This window comes from Symploca atlantica LB2515 (genome assembly GCF_052546295.1).
This window is the reverse complement of the sequence record NZ_JBQWMT010000001.1, coordinates 5,538,014-5,558,103: the sequence shown is the minus strand read 5'-3', so window position 1 is coordinate 5,558,103 and position 20,090 is coordinate 5,538,014. Positions and strand designations below refer to the sequence as shown.

19 protein-coding genes and 2 pseudogenes are annotated in these 20,090 nt (G+C 44.1%); 15 read left to right on the top strand and 6 right to left on the bottom strand.

Features of this window, described 5'->3' with window-relative positions:
• Positions 1 to 137 precede the first annotated feature (137 nt).
• From ACT7WV_RS23105 to ACT7WV_RS23040, 14 genes and pseudogenes are all read left to right on the top strand, one after another.
• Positions 138 to 2,879 carry a cation-translocating P-type ATPase gene (locus ACT7WV_RS23105; protein WP_445105125.1) on the top strand — a complete coding sequence of 914 codons (2,742 nt, stop codon included), beginning with the start codon at positions 138 to 140 and terminating at the stop codon, positions 2,877 to 2,879.
• Positions 2,880 to 2,984: 105 nt separating this feature from the next.
• Complete coding sequence (locus ACT7WV_RS23100; RefSeq protein ID WP_445105124.1) at positions 2,985 to 3,338, top strand: hypothetical protein; 354 nt, start codon at positions 2,985 to 2,987, stop codon at positions 3,336 to 3,338.
• A gap of 530 nt (positions 3,339 to 3,868) precedes the next feature.
• A pseudogene (locus tag ACT7WV_RS23095) lies at positions 3,869 to 4,699 on the top strand (IS5 family transposase).
• A gap of 37 nt (positions 4,700 to 4,736) precedes the next feature.
• Positions 4,737 to 4,868, top strand: coding sequence for a hypothetical protein (locus ACT7WV_RS23090; RefSeq protein WP_445105123.1), 132 nt, complete (start codon positions 4,737 to 4,739; stop codon positions 4,866 to 4,868).
• Positions 4,869 to 4,995: 127 nt separating this feature from the next.
• Positions 4,996 to 5,664 (top strand): TnsA endonuclease N-terminal domain-containing protein, encoded by a 669-nt coding sequence (locus ACT7WV_RS23085; RefSeq protein ID WP_445105122.1) that lies wholly within the window; start codon positions 4,996 to 4,998, stop codon positions 5,662 to 5,664.
• Positions 5,661 to 6,455: a hypothetical protein gene (locus ACT7WV_RS23080; RefSeq protein ID WP_445101775.1), complete on the top strand. Its 795-nt coding sequence runs from the start codon at positions 5,661 to 5,663 to the stop codon at positions 6,453 to 6,455. The genes ACT7WV_RS23085 and ACT7WV_RS23080 overlap by 4 nt, the downstream gene beginning before the upstream one ends.
• Before the next feature lie 5 nt (positions 6,456 to 6,460).
• Positions 6,461 to 6,940: a hypothetical protein gene (locus ACT7WV_RS23075; protein ID WP_445101776.1), complete on the top strand. Its 480-nt coding sequence runs from the start codon at positions 6,461 to 6,463 to the stop codon at positions 6,938 to 6,940.
• 95 nt (positions 6,941 to 7,035) lie between these two features.
• Complete coding sequence (locus ACT7WV_RS23070; protein WP_445101777.1) at positions 7,036 to 7,317, top strand: Mu transposase C-terminal domain-containing protein; 282 nt, start codon at positions 7,036 to 7,038, stop codon at positions 7,315 to 7,317.
• Positions 7,318 to 7,391: 74 nt separating this feature from the next.
• Entirely contained in the window at positions 7,392 to 7,967 is a 576-nt protein-coding gene (locus tag ACT7WV_RS23065) for a helix-turn-helix domain-containing protein (protein ID WP_445105121.1), read from the top strand.
• A 16-nt stretch (positions 7,968 to 7,983) separates the two neighbouring features.
• Positions 7,984 to 8,292: a transposase family protein gene (locus ACT7WV_RS23060; RefSeq protein ID WP_445103881.1), complete on the top strand. Its 309-nt coding sequence runs from the start codon at positions 7,984 to 7,986 to the stop codon at positions 8,290 to 8,292.
• A 189-nt stretch (positions 8,293 to 8,481) separates the two neighbouring features.
• A complete protein-coding gene (locus ACT7WV_RS23055) occupies positions 8,482 to 8,991 on the top strand; it encodes a hypothetical protein (protein ID WP_445105120.1) in 510 nt (169 codons plus the stop codon).
• A gap of 16 nt (positions 8,992 to 9,007) precedes the next feature.
• Complete coding sequence (locus ACT7WV_RS23050) at positions 9,008 to 9,820, top strand: TniB family NTP-binding protein (protein WP_445105119.1); 813 nt, start codon at positions 9,008 to 9,010, stop codon at positions 9,818 to 9,820.
• A 198-nt stretch (positions 9,821 to 10,018) separates the two neighbouring features.
• The gene (locus tag ACT7WV_RS23045) at positions 10,019 to 10,822 is read left to right on the top strand and encodes a TniQ family protein (RefSeq protein ID WP_445103877.1); all 804 of its coding nucleotides are present in this window, start codon (positions 10,019 to 10,021) and stop codon (positions 10,820 to 10,822) included.
• Positions 10,823 to 11,574: 752 nt separating this feature from the next.
• Complete coding sequence (locus ACT7WV_RS23040) at positions 11,575 to 11,901, top strand: alkaline phosphatase family protein (protein WP_445105118.1); 327 nt, start codon at positions 11,575 to 11,577, stop codon at positions 11,899 to 11,901.
• A gap of 390 nt (positions 11,902 to 12,291) precedes the next feature.
• Here the strand turns inward: ACT7WV_RS23040 and ACT7WV_RS23035 are convergent.
• The 4 genes and pseudogenes from ACT7WV_RS23035 to petC all read right to left on the bottom strand — a co-directional run.
• Positions 12,292 to 12,351 (bottom strand): annotated as a pseudogene (locus tag ACT7WV_RS23035) (IS1/IS1595 family N-terminal zinc-binding domain-containing protein); the annotation flags it as partial.
• 282 nt (positions 12,352 to 12,633) lie between these two features.
• On the bottom strand, positions 12,634 to 14,130 hold the full coding sequence (locus ACT7WV_RS23030) for a GUN4 domain-containing protein (protein WP_445105117.1): 1,497 nt from the start codon (positions 14,128 to 14,130) through the stop codon (positions 12,634 to 12,636).
• Between the two features lie 498 nt (positions 14,131 to 14,628).
• A complete protein-coding gene (gene petA / locus ACT7WV_RS23025; protein ID WP_445105116.1) occupies positions 14,629 to 15,618 on the bottom strand; it encodes a cytochrome f in 990 nt (329 codons plus the stop codon).
• A 201-nt stretch (positions 15,619 to 15,819) separates the two neighbouring features.
• Positions 15,820 to 16,362 carry a cytochrome b6-f complex iron-sulfur subunit gene (gene petC, locus ACT7WV_RS23020; RefSeq protein WP_445105115.1) on the bottom strand — a complete coding sequence of 181 codons (543 nt, stop codon included), beginning with the start codon at positions 16,360 to 16,362 and terminating at the stop codon, positions 15,820 to 15,822.
• 239 nt (positions 16,363 to 16,601) lie between these two features.
• On the opposite strand from petC, the gene ACT7WV_RS23015 reads away from it, so the two are divergent.
• Entirely contained in the window at positions 16,602 to 16,919 is a 318-nt protein-coding gene (locus ACT7WV_RS23015; protein ID WP_445105114.1) for a DUF3067 family protein, read from the top strand.
• Between the two features lie 36 nt (positions 16,920 to 16,955).
• Here the strand turns inward: ACT7WV_RS23015 and tatC are convergent, their stop codons facing one another.
• The gene (tatC, locus tag ACT7WV_RS23010; protein ID WP_445105113.1) at positions 16,956 to 17,729 is read right to left on the bottom strand and encodes a twin-arginine translocase subunit TatC; all 774 of its coding nucleotides are present in this window, start codon (positions 17,727 to 17,729) and stop codon (positions 16,956 to 16,958) included.
• Positions 17,730 to 17,820: 91 nt separating this feature from the next.
• Positions 17,821 to 20,022 (bottom strand): lytic transglycosylase domain-containing protein, encoded by a 2,202-nt coding sequence (locus tag ACT7WV_RS23005; RefSeq protein WP_445105112.1) that lies wholly within the window; start codon positions 20,020 to 20,022, stop codon positions 17,821 to 17,823.
• Between the last annotated feature and the right edge of the window lie 68 nt (positions 20,023 to 20,090).

Below are 20,090 nucleotides of genomic sequence, written 5' to 3'. Positions count from 1 at the left end.
ACTTGGGAAGTTAGCAAATTATCTGGAGCAAGTATAGGCAAACAACAACGAGTGAGACGTAAATTCCTAAATCGACTCAGGCACAATCACAATCAGCGCTTACACACCAATTTTTTGCTAAATCATCAGGAGTAATTATGGCAGAGCTTCACGATAAACCCTGGACTCTGGAGACGCAGGATACTTTAGAAAGCCTAGATGTCCAAACCGATGAAGGACTCTCGGAGTCGGAGGTTGAGTCTCGGCGTGAGCAATATGGTGCCAACCGCTTAAAGGAGACCACAAGCCGCAGCACTTGGCAAATCTTCATTGAGCAGTTCAAAAGTTTAATTATTGGCATTCTGGCAGTTGCGGCTATCCTGTCCTTTGTTTTTAGCCAGTGGATTGAGGGAATCGCTGTCCTGATAGCTATTGTGGTCAATACCGCCATTGGTTTTTTTACCGAGTTGAGAGCTGTCCGTTCTATGGAGGCTTTGCAAGAACTCAGCAGCACTACCAGCAAAGTTCGTCGCGCCGGGAAAGTGCAAGAAGTTCCCTCCGAAGAATTGGTGCCTGGGGATATTGTCGTCTTGGAAAGCGGCGATGTGGTTCCTGCTGATCTCCGTCTGGTAGAAGGCTCCAATGTGCAAATCAATGAGTCCTCGCTCACGGGCGAGTCAGTGCCAGTGAGCAAGACTCTCGAACCCTTGGCAGAAGACATCCCGCTTGCAGAACGGCAAAACATGCTTTACAAAGGCACTGCCCTGACCCGTGGCGCTGGGGAAGGGGTGGTTGTGGCGACGGGGATGAAGACGGAATTGGGTCATATTTCTGAGCTGGCAGAACAAGCTGGAAATGAAGAAAAGACGCCTCTGGAAAAGCGCCTCGATCAACTGGGGCGCAGGTTGGTCTGGTTGACGATAGCAGTTGCAGCAGTAGTTGCGATCGCAGGTATTATCGTCGGCAAAGACCTGTTTCTCATGGTGGAAATTGCCATTGCCTTGGCAGTAGCTGCTGTGCCTGAAGGACTACCCATCGTGGCCACAGTTGCCCTGGCACGAGGCATGTGGCGCATGGCGAAGCGCAACGCCATAATTAATGAGCTTTCTGCTGTGGAAACTCTAGGAGCAACTAGCGTTATCTGTACAGATAAAACCGGGACACTAACCGAGAACCGGATGACTCTCAGCAAGATGTTTCTGGATGCAGGGGAAATTGCAATTAGTGGGGAAGCGCTAGAAACAGAAGGCAAGTTTACCCAAGATGAGCAAACGCTCAAACCACTTGAAGATCAAGTTCTTCGAGCGGCTTTGGAAGTGGGTGTGCTTTGCAATAATGCAGCCTTGCAGCCGGAAGGGTCTAACGAAAGTCGAGTGGTGGGAGATCCGACGGAAGTAGCACTCTTGATTGCTGGTGTTAAAGCTGATCTTCAACGAGAGGAGTTGCTCGAACAAATGCCAGAAGTTCGGGAAGAAGCCTTTGATTCAGACCGGAAAATGATGGCGACTTTTCACGAGGTTAATAACCAGTATCGAGTGGCCGTCAAAGGCGCACCAGAAGCAGTACTTCAAGCCTCCTCTAGTATCTTGACTTCCTCGGGGGAAGAACAACAGATCAGTGAGCAAGACAAAGAGGATTGGCGAGAACGCGGTAATCAACTTGCTGCCAAAGGGCTGCGAATTCTGGCACTGGCGCAAAAAACTGTGAGTTCTGAGGATGCAGATCCTTATCAAGACTTGACCTTTTTAGGTGTTGTTGGTTTGTTGGATCCACCGCGAGAGGATGTGCGTCCCGCTATTAAAGAGTGTCAAGAAGCCGGAATTAGGGTGATTATGGTAACTGGTGACCAACCCGTGACAGCCCGCAATATCGGCATCGCTGTAGGTTTGACCGATGATCAGCAGGTAGACGTGGTTCAGGGCAAAGAATTTAAGAACCCTGATCAATTATCGCAACAAGAGCGCGATCGCATTGTGCAAACACCGATTTTGGCCCGTGTTAGTCCTGAGCAAAAGCTGACTCTGATTACCCTGCATCAAGATACCAATGCAGTTGTCGCCATGACGGGAGATGGCGTTAATGATGCACCTGCTCTGAGAAAAGCCGATATTGGTGTAGCCATGGGGCAACGGGGAACACAGGTGGCAAAAGAAGCCGCAGATATGGTGCTCCAGGATGATGCCTTCTCGTCAATTGTTGCAGCAGTTGAGCAGGGACGAGCAATTTTTAACAACATCCGGAAGTTTACAATTTACTTGCTTTCGGGTAATGCTGGCGAAATTATTGCCGTGGCGGCGACTTCTTTAGGTAATTTTCCTCTAGCATTGCTACCACTCCAGATTTTATATATTAATGTGGTCAATGATGCTTTTCCCGCGTTGGCACTAGGTCTAAGTGAAGGTAATTCCTCTCTGATGCAGCATCCACCGCGCGGTGCTAAAGAGGCAATTTTAACCCGTCGTCATTGGTTGGCAATTCTTGGCTACGGCATAGTGATTGCAGGTGCCTTACTTGGTGCCTTTGCGCTGGCATTTCAATGGCTAGGGATGGAACAAAACCAGGCTGTTACGGTTTCGTTTATGACCCTAGGCTTTACGCGACTCTGGCATGTATTCAATATGCGCGATAATAGCTCTGGTTTTTTGCGCAATGAAGTTACCACAAACCCTTACGTCTGGGGAGCGTTAGTTCTTTGCACTGGTCTTTTGCTGATTGCTGTGTATGTTCCTTTCCTCTCAACAGCACTTCAGACAGTTGACCCTGGGGTGAATGGTTGGCTGTTGATTATTGGCATGAGTCTAGTTCCTTTAGTTGTGGGACAGATGTTCAAATTGATCCGTCACGCCAAAAAAGGGCGCAAGCCGTCTCAACGCGGCAAAAGCGATCACTCAAAAAATTAATTGATTAACTGCCATCGAACCTTACTGAAGACAGATGTCTGTCAGAGCATTTTTTAGAAACATGTAAGGAGTCTACAAGCATTTTGAAACAAGATAAAGACTCAAATGAATAGAGCAATATTAAGTTCGCTAAATTACCACTTGCGCCAAATTTTCAGCTTTTTTCTCGCACTAATAGCAGTATCTGTATTTTCTTTCCCTGCATTAGCTAACGACCTAGCAGGGCACAATAGGTTAATTACACCAGAAGATTCCCGTGAACAAGTAGACAGCACCACCGTCAACGAGATTCAAAAGAGAGCCGAGGATTTTGGTGGCGAGAAAATTGGTGACACAGGATTGAAGAATATTAGAAAACTGGGGGAAAATATACCTGAAACCATTGAACAGAATTTTCGCCAAAGGTTCGGTGATGAAGAAGATTCTTTGCAGGAACAAAAAGCTAGGGGTGAAGTATAAAGACTCAGTAATTTAAAGAAGACTAGCTTACTTGAGATCTACCTTTGGTAGCAGATGCTTGGTAGCAGATGAGTGATAACTATCACTATCAGTAATCTGAGGTTGGCTCTCAAGAAAAATTACAGGATTTCAATGCTTTTTTGCAGCTAATTCCTCAAATTTGTCAAACTTACTTAGTCTATCTAGCATTTGGGATTTCAGAAACTAACCATAACTTCAGGAAGTAAGATGCTTCCACTGGCGATGTTTTGTCCAACTTGGGATACTCCTAATCCCAAATGCTGCCTACCTACAATTTATCTCTTAGGTATCGCTCTTTGAGCGTTAGTACCGTTGAGGATAATTACTGAAAGGCTGGGTAAGTTTGTCCGTTTATTGAAAATAAGGGCAATTATTTGTCTACTGTTGGGTTTTGTGATGGTTATTTTGGTAAATATTTTTTAGCAATTAAACAAAACATCTAATAGAGAATAGACCTCTTGCAAAAGTCCAGTAAAAAAGAGATAAATAGGTCAGTATGAGGGAAAATAATGACCTATGAAAAGGTGAAAGACCTAAAACCCCAAGAGTTCAAACGCCTTTGTGGAGTTAGAAAAGAGACGTTTGCTAAGATGGTTGAGTTAGTGGAAACAAATGAAAAACAGAAGATAAAAACCGGAAGACCGTCCAAATTAAGTCCAGAAAATCAAGTATTGATGACGCTCGAATACTTACGAGAGTACAGAACTTACTTTCATATCGGTCAACATTGGGGACTTAACGAATCAACAGTATATCGAATAATTCGTAAAATAGAAAATATTTTAATCAAGTCAAAAGAATTAAGGATTCCGGGAAAGAAACAACTATTGAAATCGGGAAACCCAATAGAGATAGCAGTTATTGATGTAACTGAAACTCCCCTAGAGCGTCCTCAAAAAAACAGAAAAAGTTCTACAGTGGCAAGAAAAAAAGCACACTTTAAAATCTCAACTTATCGTTGAAAAAACAGCAAAGAGATTATCTGTATTGCATGCGGCAAGGGTAAAGAACACGACTTTAAGTTGTTTAAACGGAGTAAAACCAATCTAAAGACAGAGATACAGTGTCTCGGAGATCGAGGATATCAGGGAATAGCGAAAATCCACAAACAAAGTCGGATACCCCATAAAAAACCCAAGAAGAGCAAACTATCAAAAGAACAAAAAAAAGAGAATCATAAATTAGCTTCAGAGAGGATAGTGATTGAACATGTTTACCGTCGCCTCAAAATATTTAGAATTTTATCCGAGCGATATCGCAACAGAAGAAAAAGGTTTGGTTTACGCTTTAATTTAATTGCAGGCATCTATAATTACGAACTTCGTTTGAACTCAAATTAGTTAGCTGCCGCTACTTTTGCAAGAGGCTCTAATTGGTATGGATGTAGTACCGCCGCCTGGTGGTATGAAAGAACGTTTCCAAGTTCTGCAAGAGCGCTATGGCGAACAGTACAACTTTTACTTTTTGCATATTAAGAAGTCTGACAGCACGGTGTCGGTTTGCACATAAGTTGAAAATCGTTACGCATAACGTGAAAATTTGGCACATAAGATGAAATTTATTTGCACATAAGCTGAAAAAACTCCCACAACCGCTAGTCTAAGGGGATTAACCTCAGATAACGGCGAGAAGTGAAGTGCCATCGGGAGCAGTCAGAGCCAGAAAAATCACCAATGCAGGCAACCGCAAGGTTATCGGCAAGTTTCCCAGCTTAAAGATGAACGCGGTTATCTGGTGGGAATCGCAGCTAGAACGCGACTACATCTACCTGCTCGAAATCGACCCAGAAGTCCTGTCCTATGGCGAACAGCCCTTTACGATTTCCTATACCGACAAAGGGAAGCCAAGAAGATATACACCTGACTTTGTGGTCACTAGACCCCAAAAAACACAAGTTGTAGAAGTTAAACCGTCTAACCGAGCTGATACCGAGAAAAATCTCAATCTCTTCCGCAAAATCGCTCCAATTTGCACAGCTAACAACCAGGAGTTCGTTGTTGTCACCGAGCCAATGATTCGAGCGCAACCAAGACTCAACAATATCAAGCTGCTCTACAAATATGCCAGAGCGCCCCTATCGCTGTCCAACTATCTCGATTGCCTGCAATATTTTCACTCCACCGAACCGATTCGTCTACTCGATGCAGAGCGAGACTTGAAAGAGAGAGGAATTAATCGTTCTTTACTGTTGCGATTGCTTTGGTGTGGTTTTCTGGTGACTGACTTGATGCAACCCATTAACGCAGAAAGTCTAATTCAACTCTCAAAAGAGACACCCACCTGGGAGAGATTGAAAATCCAATGACCCGAATTTCTTTAAGAAAAGGACTACATCTAACCTGGCAAGGTCGTGAATACGTGATTGAGCAATGTTTAACAACAGGAGAAGTTCTTCTTCAAGACGTACTCACCAATCATCTATCCAGCCTCAAAGCCACAGCGTTAACTCAGTTGCTAGTTCAAGGGGAGCTTGAGTTTATTGAAGTTGAAGCTACAAGAGGAAAACAAAGCCATTCCCTAAAAGGATATATTAGCGCAGATTTTACTCAGCTCCCCTCAGAATTAAGAGAAGAATCGAAAAGAAAATACAGGTATATAGAACGGGTTCTCTCCAACAACATCTTGAAGCGAACTGAGTCAAACTTAAAACCCATTATCAACCAGGTGGCTCTTGAAATCGAAGATAGCCAACCTCCCTCATGGCTGACACTCTGGAGGTGGCTAAAGGATTACGAAGCATCGGGGCAAGATATTCGCTCTTTAGTACCCAAATATGTATCCAAAGGCAATCGTCAACCCCGACTCAACCCAGAAGTCCGGAAAATTATCTCCAAGGCAATTGAACAAGTGTATCTCAAACCCTCTCAAGCCTCCGGTGCTGATGTTTATGAACGGGTAATTATCGAAATTAATCAGTCTAATCGGCTGCGAGAAGCTATCGGGCAAGACTCCTTAGAAATCCCCAACATTGCAGCTATCTATCGTGCTATTCGCCAACTAGACCCTTACGTCAAAGCCGTGGGTCGCTATGGTAAAAGAATAACCAGCCAGATGTATGACCCAGTTCAAAAAGGTCGCATCCACTCCGCCCATTAGAAAGGGTGGAAATTGACCATACCAAATTACCACTGTTTGTTGTGGATACCCAAACCCGGATGCCGATTGGTACTCCTTGGCTGACCAGCGCCATCGATAAGTATTCAGGAGTAGTACTGGGTTATTACGCCAGTTTTGAGCCGCCTTCTTATTTATCGGTGATGCAATGCCTACTGCACGCTATTCGCCCTAAAAATTATCTTCACTCCCAATTCAAGAGCGTAGAAAATACCTGGGACACCTACGGTCTGCCGGAAGTGATTGTCGTTGACAACGGCAAAGAGTTTTACAGCACTCACTTTGAAGATGCCTGCCTTCAGCTTGGAATCGTCATCCAATACTCTCCCCCTAAAATGCCTTGGTACAAGAGTGCTATAGAACGGTATTTCGGAGCTTTAAATAGTCAGTTGCTTTCCGATGTCCTGGAAAAACCTTCTCTAATTTTCTGCAACCGTCTGATTACGACCCCAAAAAGAATGCGGTAATTTCGTTTAAAGCTCTACAAGAAATTCTCCATATTTTTATTGTCGATATCCATAACCAGAGTTCCCATCCCGAACTGAAATCTCCTCGCTCTAAAGTGTGGGAATTAGCGATTACTGAATGGACGCCAGCTTTACCTCCGTCTAATCAAGAACTGAAAGTTTTAGTGGGCAGCATCACCACCCGAAAAGTTACCAGAAGAGGAGTGGAGTTTGAAGGTCTGCTCTACAACAGCAGCGAACTGGCTCGGCTGCGGTCAAATCATCAAAGTACTGAGAAAGCAACGGTTAAGTATGACCCCACTGATTTATCTTGCATCTATGTCTTAGACCCCACAACTCATCAATTTTTAGAGGTGCCTGCGCTTTGTGTTGAATAGATATCTCCGGAATATAAACAGAGCGTGGGATAATAGCGACAAATGCAAAAAGTCAATCGCTCGTACGGAGTGTTATGGGTGCAATTTTAGAAGCCATCGAAAATAACCCCAAGGAGATTAAGCGCTTGCTTGGCATCGACCAAGAGCAATTTCGACAACTGATAGCTAAAACCGAGTTGCTGCATAAACAGAAGCAGGAGGAAATTGAGATAAAGAAGCTTCGAGTCAATAAAAAAGGGGGCGAAAAAAAACCTAAGTTATCTCAAAAAGAGCAAATTCTCTTGACTTTAATATACTTACGACATTCCCCAACATTTCAGTTGCTAGGTATCCAGTTTGGAGTCAGCGAAACTACGGCGAATGATATCTTCCACTATTGGCTACCAATCATCAGTGAAGCTCTCCCACCAACATTGATAGAACAAGTAAAAAAGTGCGAGGGAGATTATGAATGGTTACAGGAACTTTTAAGTGAACTCCAGCTAATAGTAGATACTTCAGAACAAGTTAGAGAGAGACCTGGAGGCTACCTAGAGCCAAAACAGTTCTACTCAGGGAAGAAGAAAACTCATACCATGAAAAATCAATTTATTGTCTTGCCAGATGGAAAGGATATCGTAGATATTCTCCCCGGAGTACCAGGGACCTAAAAGCGACATAAATTTGTTGAGAGAACGCTTTCGACAATTTGCCCCTAAGCAAAAATTTGGTGGAGACAAAGCCTATCAAGGAGAGGCACAGGTGACAACTCCATGCAAAAAACCTAAAGGTGGACAGTTAACTGATGAACAAAAACAACAGAATAGAGAGTTTTCTCAACAGCGAATTTTTGTAGAACACGTTATTCGTCTTATCAAAATATTTAACGTAGCCCGCGAGAGATTCCGTTTGAATTGTCTTAATTACAAGCCAGTAATCCTGGCTATTTGCGGATTAGTCAGACTCCGAATTAAGGCTTTAATTCTATCCTGTTAAAGTTCAGGTAGTAAAGGTGTTAAATGAGTTAATGGGGTGGCTATTTACAGAACAGAATTTAACAGCAACTACCTAAAAGCCTGATTTTGACGTTAAAACTGACTGGGTTGGCAGGTCTCGTTTAATCCTGGAAAAGCCAGTACCAGACGGGCATTGGGAGTTTTCGGAGATGTCTAATACACTAAAGGGTTGACCCTCTGGCAGCACCAAGTCGTTAAACAACTGGCACGCCAAGAAGCTGAAACAGTGGACATTGTGGCTTTGTCCTTAGCCAAAGAAAAGATTCAACGAATTGTCGAGCGGGAATGGAATTCATCAAAGAAAGGTCGAACTCGGACTGCAATGGCGAGGTGGTTGGGGATTGGACGGTCTGGTTCTGGTGAGTGTAGTCAAAGCCAAGAATCGAACGACAGCAGCAGTCAACCTCATTCGAGATCAGGACTCTCTGACTTGGGCAGTACCCATAATCCCAACCCTGCCCAAGAATCTCTGCCATCACCAGAACTACCACAGACATCTCAACCCAAGTCCCGTCGTCGGTCATCCACCAAGGCGGGTGGTCAGAAAGTCAACTCGCCAGCTCAACCCGAAAACCATGATACTTCAACCGATAATTGGCAGCCAGATTTATCGGGATGGGATGTCAGCATCGGGTTACCAACTTACCCCAGTGAGGTCGAACCTGATGCAGATAGATAAAAAGTCGTTACAAACTATGACCTTTAAAGAGCGGCTCTACATTGTCAATAACATCTACGTCGTCTATCCCCGGTTCAAGGAAATTCTAAGTGCCATCGATGATTGTCGTCATTTTTCGGACTTGAAAGATGAACCGGAATGCTTATTTTTAAAGGGTGCGACGGGAGCCGGGAAAACTACGCTCATCAAGAGCTATGAAAAAGATTATCCCAGAAAAGAAACTCCAGAAGGGACTGTAGTTCCCATCCTGTCGGTCACGATTCCTTCCCCGGCTACCGTCAAAAGCGTCGTCAGTAAGCTGCTTTGGGAACTGGGAGACCCAGCCTATGAGCGGGGCGCTATCAGCAATCAGACAATTCGACTGATTGGATTGATGAAAGATTGTGGGGTATCCCTTGTTTTCTTAGATGAATTCCAACATTTTATTGACCGAGATTCAGCCAAAGTCCTCAAAACGGTATCTGACTGGTTGAAGGACTTGATATTAGATACAAAAGTGCCAATGGTTTTAATTGGACTGCCGGAGGCGGAAACCGTTTTTCAGTTCAACCCGCAATTGAGCCGGAGGTTTGCGAATCGGCATAATCTTAGTCCTTTTGAGTGGTCGGTGGATGCTGGGAAAGAATTTCGCACGTTTCTCCACGCAGTCGAGTCTCAACTTCCCTTATTGAAGCCGTCGGATTTGGCTAGTGAGGAAATGGCACTCCGTTTTTACTATGCCTCGGATGGAATTGTCGCCTACGTCATGAAGCTGGTTCGGTATGGGACATCTAGCACTCAAACAAGGCAAAGAAAAACTGGACTTAAATGTTTTAGCAATTGCTTTTGACAAGTATGTCAAAGCCGATAAGCCAACTAAGCACAATCCTTTTTTAACTGATGAATTTATGGAGGATAGTCAAGAGAATCTGACTTTTTTCAAGCCAGCTCAGGTTGAACTACTAACTCCAGAATCAAACCGAAGAAGAAAACTAAAAAGGTATCTGATGTTTTGCATAAATAGAGTAAGAGAGCAGTAAGCATCATCGTGAAGAGTAGAAGACTGTTGAGGAGACCTCGACCCTATCCCGATGAAAGTCTGGGGGGTTATATCATCCGACTTACTGAGACCAACTACTACTCGTCTCCTAAGTGGATTTTTCAAATGTCCGGTTTAAGAGCAAGAGGAATATATGGCAATGTCTTCAATCGTGAGAAAGATGATTTATCTAGGCTGAGCAATATTTCTGATGTCGAGGCAGATATTCTTTGGTCGATGGCATTTCCTGCCAATACCTTGATTTACCCTAAAGCTGTGAAGCAAGTTAAGGTTTTTGGCAATATTGTTCCAACTGATGCTTTAAATCGCCAGCAGATTCAACTGTGTCCGATTTGTTTGCAGGAAAAACCTTATTATCGTTTCTTTTGGGAGTTATCAGTTGTTAGTGCCTGTCCTCTTCATCATTGTTTACTGATTGATAGATGTCCCCAGTGTCAAGAGCCGATTCCCTGGTCTAGACCTAAAATAGCTATATGCTCCTGTCAATTTGACTGGCGCTCTTTCCAGCCGCCAGCCGTGGAAAACGAACACATCACCTTATCCAGTCTTATCTATAAGCTGTGTCATCTAGGGGGTTTGCCTTCTGAGAATCACTTAAGAGTATCTTCAGATAATCCTGTGACTCAATTAAATTTGGGGAGTCTAGTGAATCTTTTAGTTTCTCTGTTAAGATTTTGTCGCCTTCCGGGAATTAGATACCAAGTGTTTCCGCCCAAAGAAGCCAGTTTAGCATTTGACTTGAAATCGGTAAGTGAGTTTGAGCGAGTTTTTGCTTTATTGAAAAATTGGTAGGATAACTTCTGTCAATTAATGGATAGGCACGAGGTTTTTCTTGGATATGGTGCTTCTAACAGATATGTTTATGGTTGGCGGTTCAGAGATGTTATGATTTTTTTTGAATCAGTGTTTATTTGGTTCGCTCAAGAGTCTTGGGAATTTATCCAAGAGGTCTTCGCCGATTATTTTGAAAGATTTTTGAGAAAGGTTGCCATTAAAAATATCCAGATATCTTTCTATAAAAAATTTCGGTATTACTCAATTTGTATCTCGTTAACTCGAAAAACTCGTCTAACCGAAAAATTAGCATCTAGGTCGGAACTGGAAGGACTAACCTTAGCTAAACTTTTTGCTGAAAGTCGAATCGATATGTATAAAGAAACCCTTTTCTTTCGGATGAGATACTTCTCTGACTGCTTCTAGATTTTAGATGTATAGAGAGCCGGAACAATACCTACTCTCTCATTTGGAGCTTTCGACCCCAAACCTCACTGACGGAAGTTCTCCCTAAAGGGAGAACTTCCCACCTCTGGAATGATTGTCATTCTCTGTTAGCCGGCTCTAGTACTTCTCTAGTTCTCCTCCACGGCTCTCAAAGCCTTAACCAAGTTCCGGTTAAGGGCTGGAATCCAGCGCCTGAGGGTCGAAAATTTCATCTAATGCGTCATAAGGGTAGGAAATTTTCATCTATTGGGTCAAAATTTTTCATCTTATGTGCAAATCAGAGGGCTGAAAGTGCTGTCAGTCCGTGGGAAAAATTTCAACTTATGTGCAAACTTACAACGGGCGAGGATGCTGATTTCGATGCCAAAGTGAAACTCATTGAAGCAGTCGATCAGCTTTTGCCACAGATAAGAGCGCTAGAACCAGACGTTTTGGTCGTCACTGCCGACCACTCCACACCAGCGATTATGGGACAGCATAGCTGGCACCCAGTGCCTCTGATGATGCATGCTAAGTTTGCCAGAGTAGATCAAGTGGCAAATTTCGATGAATATGCCTGTGGGCAAGGTATGCTGGGGACGCGACCAGGAATTCACTTGCTGGGGTTGGCGCTTGCCCATGCGGGAAGACTTCGTAAATACGGCGCTTAGACAGCGCTTAGACAATAATACTGCTCCTTCCTCACATTGGTTGCTAACTTTAAAGGGATTTGAGCAGATCTGCCAATGGTCTTTGAAAAACTATATCCCTTGGGCTTTTATCGGTCATCTTTAAAGGATGTCTGAAGTTCTTGGGTATTTTAGTAGTGCTGAATAATAATGGTCAAGAACAACGATTACCAAAGCTTGATCGCCCACGAATACCCCAACAATTTCACGACTATCGGCATCAATGGTCTTTAGAGTTTGGTAGAGCTTCTGATTGATCTACATCTGCAACCAAGGTTCAGAGACCCCCATTACTCGCGCAATTCCTACTAGGGCGAGGTGTTCAAGCAACAACTTATCAATCAATTAACGACTTGCCTGATCGATAGGTTGTCAGGTTGCATTCTCAACAAACTGTCGTCCACAGTCTTGGCAACGGAACCGTGGTTTGCCCTAATGGGTATGCCCGTATTTGATAATTTGAGCTGATTGGCATTTGGCGCAGTTTATTGAGTTGTCTTCAAAGATTGAGGTTCCTGGCCTACCGGCTTACCATTACTATGCAGGACTACCGAAAAATTGTTAATTTATCTGATAATTACTAAAAGTTAAATATGAAGTTTCGGTGTCCAGAAATTGGATGTTTCTGTCTGGTATTAGTTTGCCAAAAACAATACCCCTTTGGGGACAGTTAAATTATATTGAATCCAGACAATTCACCGAAACGACTAAATATTACAACCAACAAGCATCCATGCGGGAGAAAAAATCGCTCTTGAGTAACCAGTAGTTCACTTCTTCAAAACCCGTTTGCCGACTACTAGCCAGAGTTGGGAGATGACCTACAGGAGCCCAAATTAACGAAAAAGTGAGGTCATCATAACTTGTCCATCCTCTGAGCAACTTTACTCCATTGCGGTCTCGCCATCCCACACGCAGACCAAATTTTTCGTAAAGCCGAGTTTGACGAAAATGTAGTTGGGACACCATGTCCTCTGGGCTAGCATTACTATTTAAGGTACTCAGACTTCCTGCTAACTGAGCTTCGTAAATTTCATTATTGTCCTCAGCAAGTTCGCCTCCAACGCTCAACCATACTGATTTCTGCACACTGAAGCCAAATTGCCCACCACTATACTTTACCCAAAGCTGATCGATAGTATGTAAATCTGTGCAGGGAAAATTTTTGATTGCTTCACTATCCAAAAAGTTTTCCTGTTCTCGGTTGACGGCTTTGAGCATGACTGCTAGGGTCTCTTGATCAGCTTCTTTCCATTTGCCTGTTTTCAGTAAATCTCGTAACTTGGTGTAGTCTATATCGCAATCAGAAATAAGGCTATCAGGTTGATTTTTGTCAACCGTTACTCCAAACTCTCTATTTTTTTTATTTAAAGTAAATCTAACAATTTCAGGAATTTCGCCGTCAACATCGTATTGTTCAACGATTTTGCGGTACTTTGCTTCAATTTTTTGATACTCTGCCTCCTGATCTTCTTGAGTTTCTTGGTTCAGAAGAATCGTCAGTAGAATATCAAATTCTGTTCGATCCAGAAAAATATTCGGCTCTAGTTGAGGTTTGACATTCTGGACTTTTTCTTTTGCGTAATTGTGCAATTCGCGAACGTAAATTAAACCAGCCCCGTCTCGATCTGCGGCACCAGTTTCGATCCCTTCAATTAGATACTGAGTATAAGGTGAAAGCTCGCCCCCTTGCTGTTCAACCTGAGTTTGTGTGGTACTGGAAGCAGTAAGAACAGCCCGTCCTTTAGACCCTAAATCATTACTGATATTTGCTCCAATATTTCGGATCTGTAAATCCTCAACCAAGGCGTTGGTATAGCAACACTCAAGGATTAATACTTGGCGCTCAGCACTGCTGTTGTTCAATTGCTGTTGCAAAAAACTAGCTGGCAAGGCAGTTTTTTGAAAGTTATCTTTAGTGGTGATACTCGTTGTTAGGTAAAGGTGACCATCTTGATCAACAATTACTTGACCAGAGAAAAACAACACTGCCAAGTCATTGACGCCACATTTGGCAAGTACTATCTGAATTGCCTTTTGCATGGCTTCCAGATTAGGATTGATCAGGGAATCTACTTCATTAAAACCACCTGAATTCGGATCTTGCAAAACTTGCTGCATTGCTGCCACATTATTAGCAGCTTCTGATATAGGAGAGAGGTGATCTCCACATTTAGTAACCCCAATCAACAGCGCCACTTTTTTCGGCATTTGCTCCTCCAAACGATTAGCAACACTTACACTTTCACGTTTTCTGATTTGGGATCAGGACGAAAAAGTGAATACTTACTCTTCCTTGAATAAAAAAGAATTAGATCATTAGACGAGCTTCTCAGAAACTATGGCTGAGAGCTGGGTGTGAGCTATGATTGACTGGTATGTTTAGAAACTAGGAAACATGAATTATTATGGTGTCCACAATCACCATGAATAACCCACTTACCTACTTTTTAAGAACTTAGCTTTTTAGTTAAAATTTGCACTCCATAGGACATCCCGATCATATACGATAATCAACGGATAAGCACCATACCTAGTGGTTATTTAGGTTACACAATTAGGACAGAATCGTTATATTATCTGAAAAAAATAACTACGGATGTAACTAGTGCCAATCACCTCCTAGTTTTTGATTGTGCAAAATTTCGAGCAAAAAGGGACAGGCTAATGCCTGTCCCTTTTGTAATTTATTAGTGCTTTGAGCAGAACTTAGAAGTTCATTTCCGCAGCTTGCACCTTCTCAACTTGCTTCTTCTTGAGTACCAGCATGAGCTGAGAAAGCATAATCGCACCAATGAAGAGCATCAACCATTTAATCCTAGCCGGGTCTTGCAGGACGATTTCTACGTCTTTCTGACCAAATCCACCCATGTTGGGGTCATTTGTCAAAGCTTGACCTGCCTCCACCTGCTGACCTTCTGAGACGATTAACTCAGGTCCTGGTGGAATAGTATCAACAACTGTTGCTCCAGATGGTGTATCGATGCTAACTTCGTAGCCAACGTTTTCTGCTTCAGTAATTTTGGCGATTGTACCAGCCTTAGAAGCGTTGTATACGGTGTTATTGCTCTTGTTGCCTGCAGGATATACCTGACCGCGCCCGCGATTAGCACCTAGATGAACAGGATACTTACCGAAGTAGATTCCTTTTTCAGTTTTCGGGTTAGGAGAGAGAACTGGAAAAACAACTTCTTGGTATTCTTCGCCCGGTAGTGGGCCAACTAAGAGAACATTTTCCTGGTCTTCGCTGTAGGGTTGGAAATAAACTCCCCCGACTTCTTCTTGCAATTCCTCGGATATCCTGTCGGGAGGAGCAATCTTGAAGCCTTCAGGCAACATCAATACTGCACCTACATTTAGACCACCCTTGGAACCATCACCTAAGACCTGTTGTGAGCTCAAATCGTAGGGGATTTTGACTATAGCCTTAAATACCGTGTCCGGTGGTACTGATTGGGGAACTTCTACTTCTGCCGGTTTAGAGGCTAAGTGGCAGTTAGCACAAACAATCCGTCCGGTAGGTTCGCGAGGGGTCTCTGGGGCTGTTTGTTGTGCCCAGAAGGGGTAGGCGGCAGCTGACTGGGGAACTGCCAGATCACTGGCAAAGAAAAATGCAACGGTTGCCAATGCCAGCACAAGGGTTTTCGTAATTATCCGCTTGCTGCTGTGGCTAATCACCGATAAAGAAGGTGTTCTCATTAGATATGCAAAAAAACTCAAACAGGAAATTAGAGATAGGGGATTAGGGATTGGGGGATGGAGATTAGGGAATAGGGAAATTACAGATGCCAAATTAAAAACTAAAGACTTATTTAAGAAGCTCATCTGCATTTAATTTTTAATTTTCGACACAAAAAATCCCTTTCTACCCTAATTTCTTTATCCCCAGTACCTCGGTAATTAAGACCACCAAGGCTCTTCGCCGGTGCGGAAGTCTGTTTCTGTCCAAGGCGTAAAGGCAAGCTTGTCAGTTTCAGTCACCGTGGCATGAACCAACCCCAAAGATAGAGGTGCAGGTCCACGTACTACCTTGCCTGTATTGTCATACTGAGAGCCATGACAAGGACAAATGAATCTGTTCGCGCTGGCATTCCAGGGAACAACGCATCCCAAATGGGTGCAGACAGCGTTTAGACCGTAATCTTCTAATGCTTTATCCTCAGTAACCACAACGTAGGTGGGGTCTCCTTTGAGACCTTGAGCCAAAGTGCGATCGCCTGGAAGATGATTTTCGAGAAACTCGCTAACGACAATGTCATTACCCAAAGCGTCTTTGGCAATAACACCGCCACCTTTACCACCAGAAGAAGGTGGCACAAAGTATTTGACGATTGGGTAGAGTGCTCCTACAAATGTGCCGGTTACGGTACCAAACGCCAAGAGGTTCATAAATTGACGACGCCCCATATCGGGAACATCTGCAGAGCCAGAAGCTTGAGCCATAACTGAACGCCTAAGGGTATATTTTTCTTAAACAACTCTGGAAATATTCCCAGAACCTTTTATACCCTGCTCTTCTAATGTAGAGTAATTCAACAGTGAGCAGAGTTGCCAAAACCCTTTCATGAGAAGGATTTACGGCTTTCGATACAAGTATTATTACATTTTTTCACACCGTGTCATAAATTAAAAAAAATGTCGTGCTTGTAAAGAAATGTAAAAACAATCCCAACCAAGAGGCTATGACAGGACAGGATCTGCACCAAATCCTGCTCAATAAGTGGGGACGTTCTTATGACATTCAGATTAGACGTACTCAGGGTAAAATCTTTCTACAGGTAATGTGGAAATACCTAGAGCAGGCTTCTTTCCCACTCTCTGAAACCGACTACTTAGAACATCTCGATGCAGTCGCCAGCTACCTGCATGCTTGGGATGCGACTCAGCTAGTGCAACAGTACATCCAACAAACCCGTGAACGTCCACGACTGGGTAAGGCTGTTAGTATTCCCATTGACTTAGGAGAGCGGGCTTCAGAATGGATGTTAGAAGATTTTTAGAGAGCAAAGAAACTCCCAACCTTTTGTTCAAGACAATTATTTACCCAAAAGCTTAACCAGACCAATGCCACCAAAGTAAAGACCAAGTACGGCACCAGCAAGCAAGCTTTGGGTGAGGGGGTCTGTGGAGGGGGTTAGTACAGCCCCCAAGACAGCTGCACCGACAACAACTGCGCGCCAACCCGAAAGCATCTGCTCTGAAGAGACAATTCCTAAACTGCCCAGCAGCAGCTGAACAATCGGAATTTGAAATGCCAAGCCTGTGCTAAACATCAGTAGCAAAATAAATTCAAAATACTTGTCAATTGACCACAGTTGCTCAACTACATCTGCTCCATAATTGATAAAGAAATTCAGGGCAGCAGGAATCAAAGCCAAGTAAGAAAATACTAAGCCGACGACAAAGAGAACGCTTGAACCTAAAACTATTGGTCCAATCAGGCGTCTTTCTCGGCGGGTCAGACCAGGTAAAACAAACTGGATAACTTGGTAAAGGATAAAGGGACTAGCAACTAGTAAGCCGCTATATCCAGCAACTTTGATGGAGACAAAAAAGTATTCCCCAGGAGCCAATTGTAGAAACTTGACACCTTGGGCCGGAATTTCCAGTAACCGGACAATCGGCTTAACTGCCACAAAGCAGCCCACAACGCCAAGAACTACAGCAATCAGCGCCTGAAAAATTCGCTGCCGTAACTCCTCTAAGTGGTCAAACAGGGACATCTCGACCTCATCGGGTAAATCATCGAGGTCTTCTTCCAAGGCGTCTGAACTGGACTTGGGTGCAGTTTCTAATTCAGAAGGCGTCATCAGTTTGGGTAGTTTGGGGACACGCTAGTTATTTTATCTACCAACTCCAGGGATAAGTAAGCTACCTTGTCTATTTACGCTGCACCATACCTTACTTACTACTCGGCACGGGCGGCCCAGATTTAGAGTACTGCTCTAATAACTCGGCAATACGAGGATCGTACAGCCGCAGATAATTCCAATAGTTGCCAAAAACTACTTCCACGTAGCCTTTAGTTTCGGGGAAGGGAATCACTTCTATAAAAGTATCCGGGTCGGTGAAACCGTATTTTCGGATCCACTTGGCTACATTGCCGGGACCAGCGTTATAACTAGCTACCGCCAACAAGGAGTTGTTATTGTACTCTTGGTGCGTATGGTCTAGATACCAAGTCCCCAACCGGATGTTATCACTAGGATCTTCCAGGTTATAGTCCTTAAGCTGAATTTGTTGGGCAACCCACTTGCCTGTTCCTGGCATTACTTGCATCAAGCCAGTAGCACCAGCAACCGAGCGAATTTTTGGCTCAAACCGAGACTCCTGGCGAATTAGACCAGTTACTAACAGAGGATTGAGCTGCCGTTGTTGTGACCAGTTAGCAATTTGCTCCTTGAAAGGTAAGGGGAATAAAGCATGCCAATAAGCCGGTTCTTGGCGCAGTGCTTGCCATTGAGCCTGCTCTTGGGGTGTTTCTCGCCGACTCAAATGCCAAATTTGATTAATGCCATTGAGATGATCGCCGATCCCTAAGCGCATGAGACCGTCAGTAAATTGTTCTGCTACAGTTGATTCGGCTCGATTCTCTAATTCCACCTGCCAGGTTGTCCAAGCGTCGAGGTCTTGACCAAGCAGGTAGAGTTCTTTGAGGGTGTCCGAACCAGCCGGGGGTAATGGTCGCCCTGCAGGCTTGACAACATTGGGTACTAAGTCACGTACCGTGGTAAAGTCTCCAACATCCCAACCCAAAAATTGGGCAGACCGCCATGCATAGTAAGACTCTGGATAACTAGCTAAGACATGCTCAAACGACTGTTTTCCTTCTCTTTGACGCCCTAGTTGATTCGCCCACCTACCGATCCAAAAAGCGGCTTCAGCTGCCAATTGGCTATCAGGACTATCGGTAGTGATTGGTTGAGCCCATTGCCATGCTTCTTCTAGCTTGCCTGCTGTTGCCTTTTTCCAAGCAACATCCCAGCGATACTCGGCTGCTACTTCAGAACTGGGGTATTGTGTTAATACCGACTGACGGGCTTGAGCCGCTGATTTGGAGCTGCCCAAAGCTTCGAGAATTTTAGCTTTAGCTAGTAAAGCCTCGGGAGCTTCATCCGGGAACTTGCTAACAACTTGGTCAAGATACACCAGCGCATCTTTTGATGGAGAGAGACTAGCTAGATGCCTTAGACCAAGACCAGTTTCTTGAGCATCGGGAAATTGGCTGATTAGCTTCTGATAAGCAACTCTGGCTTGTTCTCTTTTGCCACCTAGATGGAGTCCGCGAGCAGCACGATAAGCGTTGCGGGGGCTTACAGGTGCCTTGGTGTAGGCTTCCCCAGCTTGGCGATATACTCCGGTGATCCAGTAGCCATAAGCGATCGCTGCCCAATCTTCGGGTTTGAGCTGGGCAGCATACTCTTGGACTAGGCGGTTGCGGATACTGCCCGTACCAGGGGTGTCTGGGGTATATTTTGCTAAGAGCAAGAGCAAAGGAAACTGACTAGGATTCTGATTAAGTTTTTGTCTGACAATTTCCAGAGTACGTGGATAAGCTGGAAATTTAGCGATCGCTTGTTCCCAATATTCAGGATTCGATTTACCTAATACATAGAGAGCTTCTGCTGCTACTGGCTCATCGGCGTAATTTTCCAGCAAGTTTTTCCATGCTGCCTCTGCTTTGGCTTTCTCATCCATCAAGGTATAAGCCTGGGCCCGTTTGAGGGCAACCTGAGGTGCTAGCAAGGGATAGTCTGACTCCAGGTTTTCAAGCCACTTGAGCGCTAAGGCTCCTTGATTTTGCTTAATTGCATCGCTAGCCAAGAGATAGCGAGCGCGATGTCGATCAACAGATGAACCCCTAGAGGCAATCTCTTCTAGCTGCGATGCTCTTTGCTTAGGTGACAGTGACACCAAAGGCAAAACTTCTGATTTAGCATCTTCTTTCGTTTGGCTTAATAGATTCTCGCTTGGTTCGCCACCAATCTTGATCGGGAATAAACCAGCCATGCTCATCGCTAATATGGATGAACCAAGCAGCGCGAACAGCAGCAGCGCTGACTTTGCTGCTACAGGAATTTTGTTGCTCCGTCCCTTTAGCATTAATCCTCGTTTGCCCAACAATTATTCAACTGTTTCTGTTCAAACTATAATTAATCCCCCGTTATGCC

Excerpts from the sequence above, each read along its gene's own strand:
- ACT7WV_RS23105 (WP_445105125.1), top strand. The coding sequence starts at position 138 with ATGGCAGAGCTTCACGATAAACCCTGGACTCTGGAGACGCAGGATACT.
- ACT7WV_RS23100 (WP_445105124.1), top strand. The coding sequence starts at position 2,985 with ATGAATAGAGCAATATTAAGTTCGCTAAATTACCACTTGCGCCAAATT.
- ACT7WV_RS23090 (WP_445105123.1), top strand. The coding sequence starts at position 4,737 with ATGGATGTAGTACCGCCGCCTGGTGGTATGAAAGAACGTTTCCAAGTT.
- ACT7WV_RS23080 (WP_445101775.1), top strand. The coding sequence starts at position 5,661 with ATGACCCGAATTTCTTTAAGAAAAGGACTACATCTAACCTGGCAAGGT.
- ACT7WV_RS23065 (WP_445105121.1), top strand. The coding sequence starts at position 7,392 with ATGGGTGCAATTTTAGAAGCCATCGAAAATAACCCCAAGGAGATTAAG.
- ACT7WV_RS23050 (WP_445105119.1), top strand. The coding sequence starts at position 9,008 with ATGACCTTTAAAGAGCGGCTCTACATTGTCAATAACATCTACGTCGTC.
- ACT7WV_RS23040 (WP_445105118.1), top strand. The coding sequence starts at position 11,575 with ATGTGCAAACTTACAACGGGCGAGGATGCTGATTTCGATGCCAAAGTG.
- ACT7WV_RS23030 (WP_445105117.1), bottom strand. The coding sequence starts at position 14,130 with ATGCCGAAAAAAGTGGCGCTGTTGATTGGGGTTACTAAATGTGGAGAT.
- petA (WP_445105116.1), bottom strand. The coding sequence starts at position 15,618 with ATGAGAACACCTTCTTTATCGGTGATTAGCCACAGCAGCAAGCGGATA.
- petC (WP_445105115.1), bottom strand. The coding sequence starts at position 16,362 with ATGGCTCAAGCTTCTGGCTCTGCAGATGTTCCCGATATGGGGCGTCGT.
- ACT7WV_RS23015 (WP_445105114.1), top strand. The coding sequence starts at position 16,602 with ATGACAGGACAGGATCTGCACCAAATCCTGCTCAATAAGTGGGGACGT.
- tatC (WP_445105113.1), bottom strand. The coding sequence starts at position 17,729 with ATGACGCCTTCTGAATTAGAAACTGCACCCAAGTCCAGTTCAGACGCC.
- ACT7WV_RS23005 (WP_445105112.1), bottom strand. The coding sequence starts at position 20,022 with ATGCTAAAGGGACGGAGCAACAAAATTCCTGTAGCAGCAAAGTCAGCG.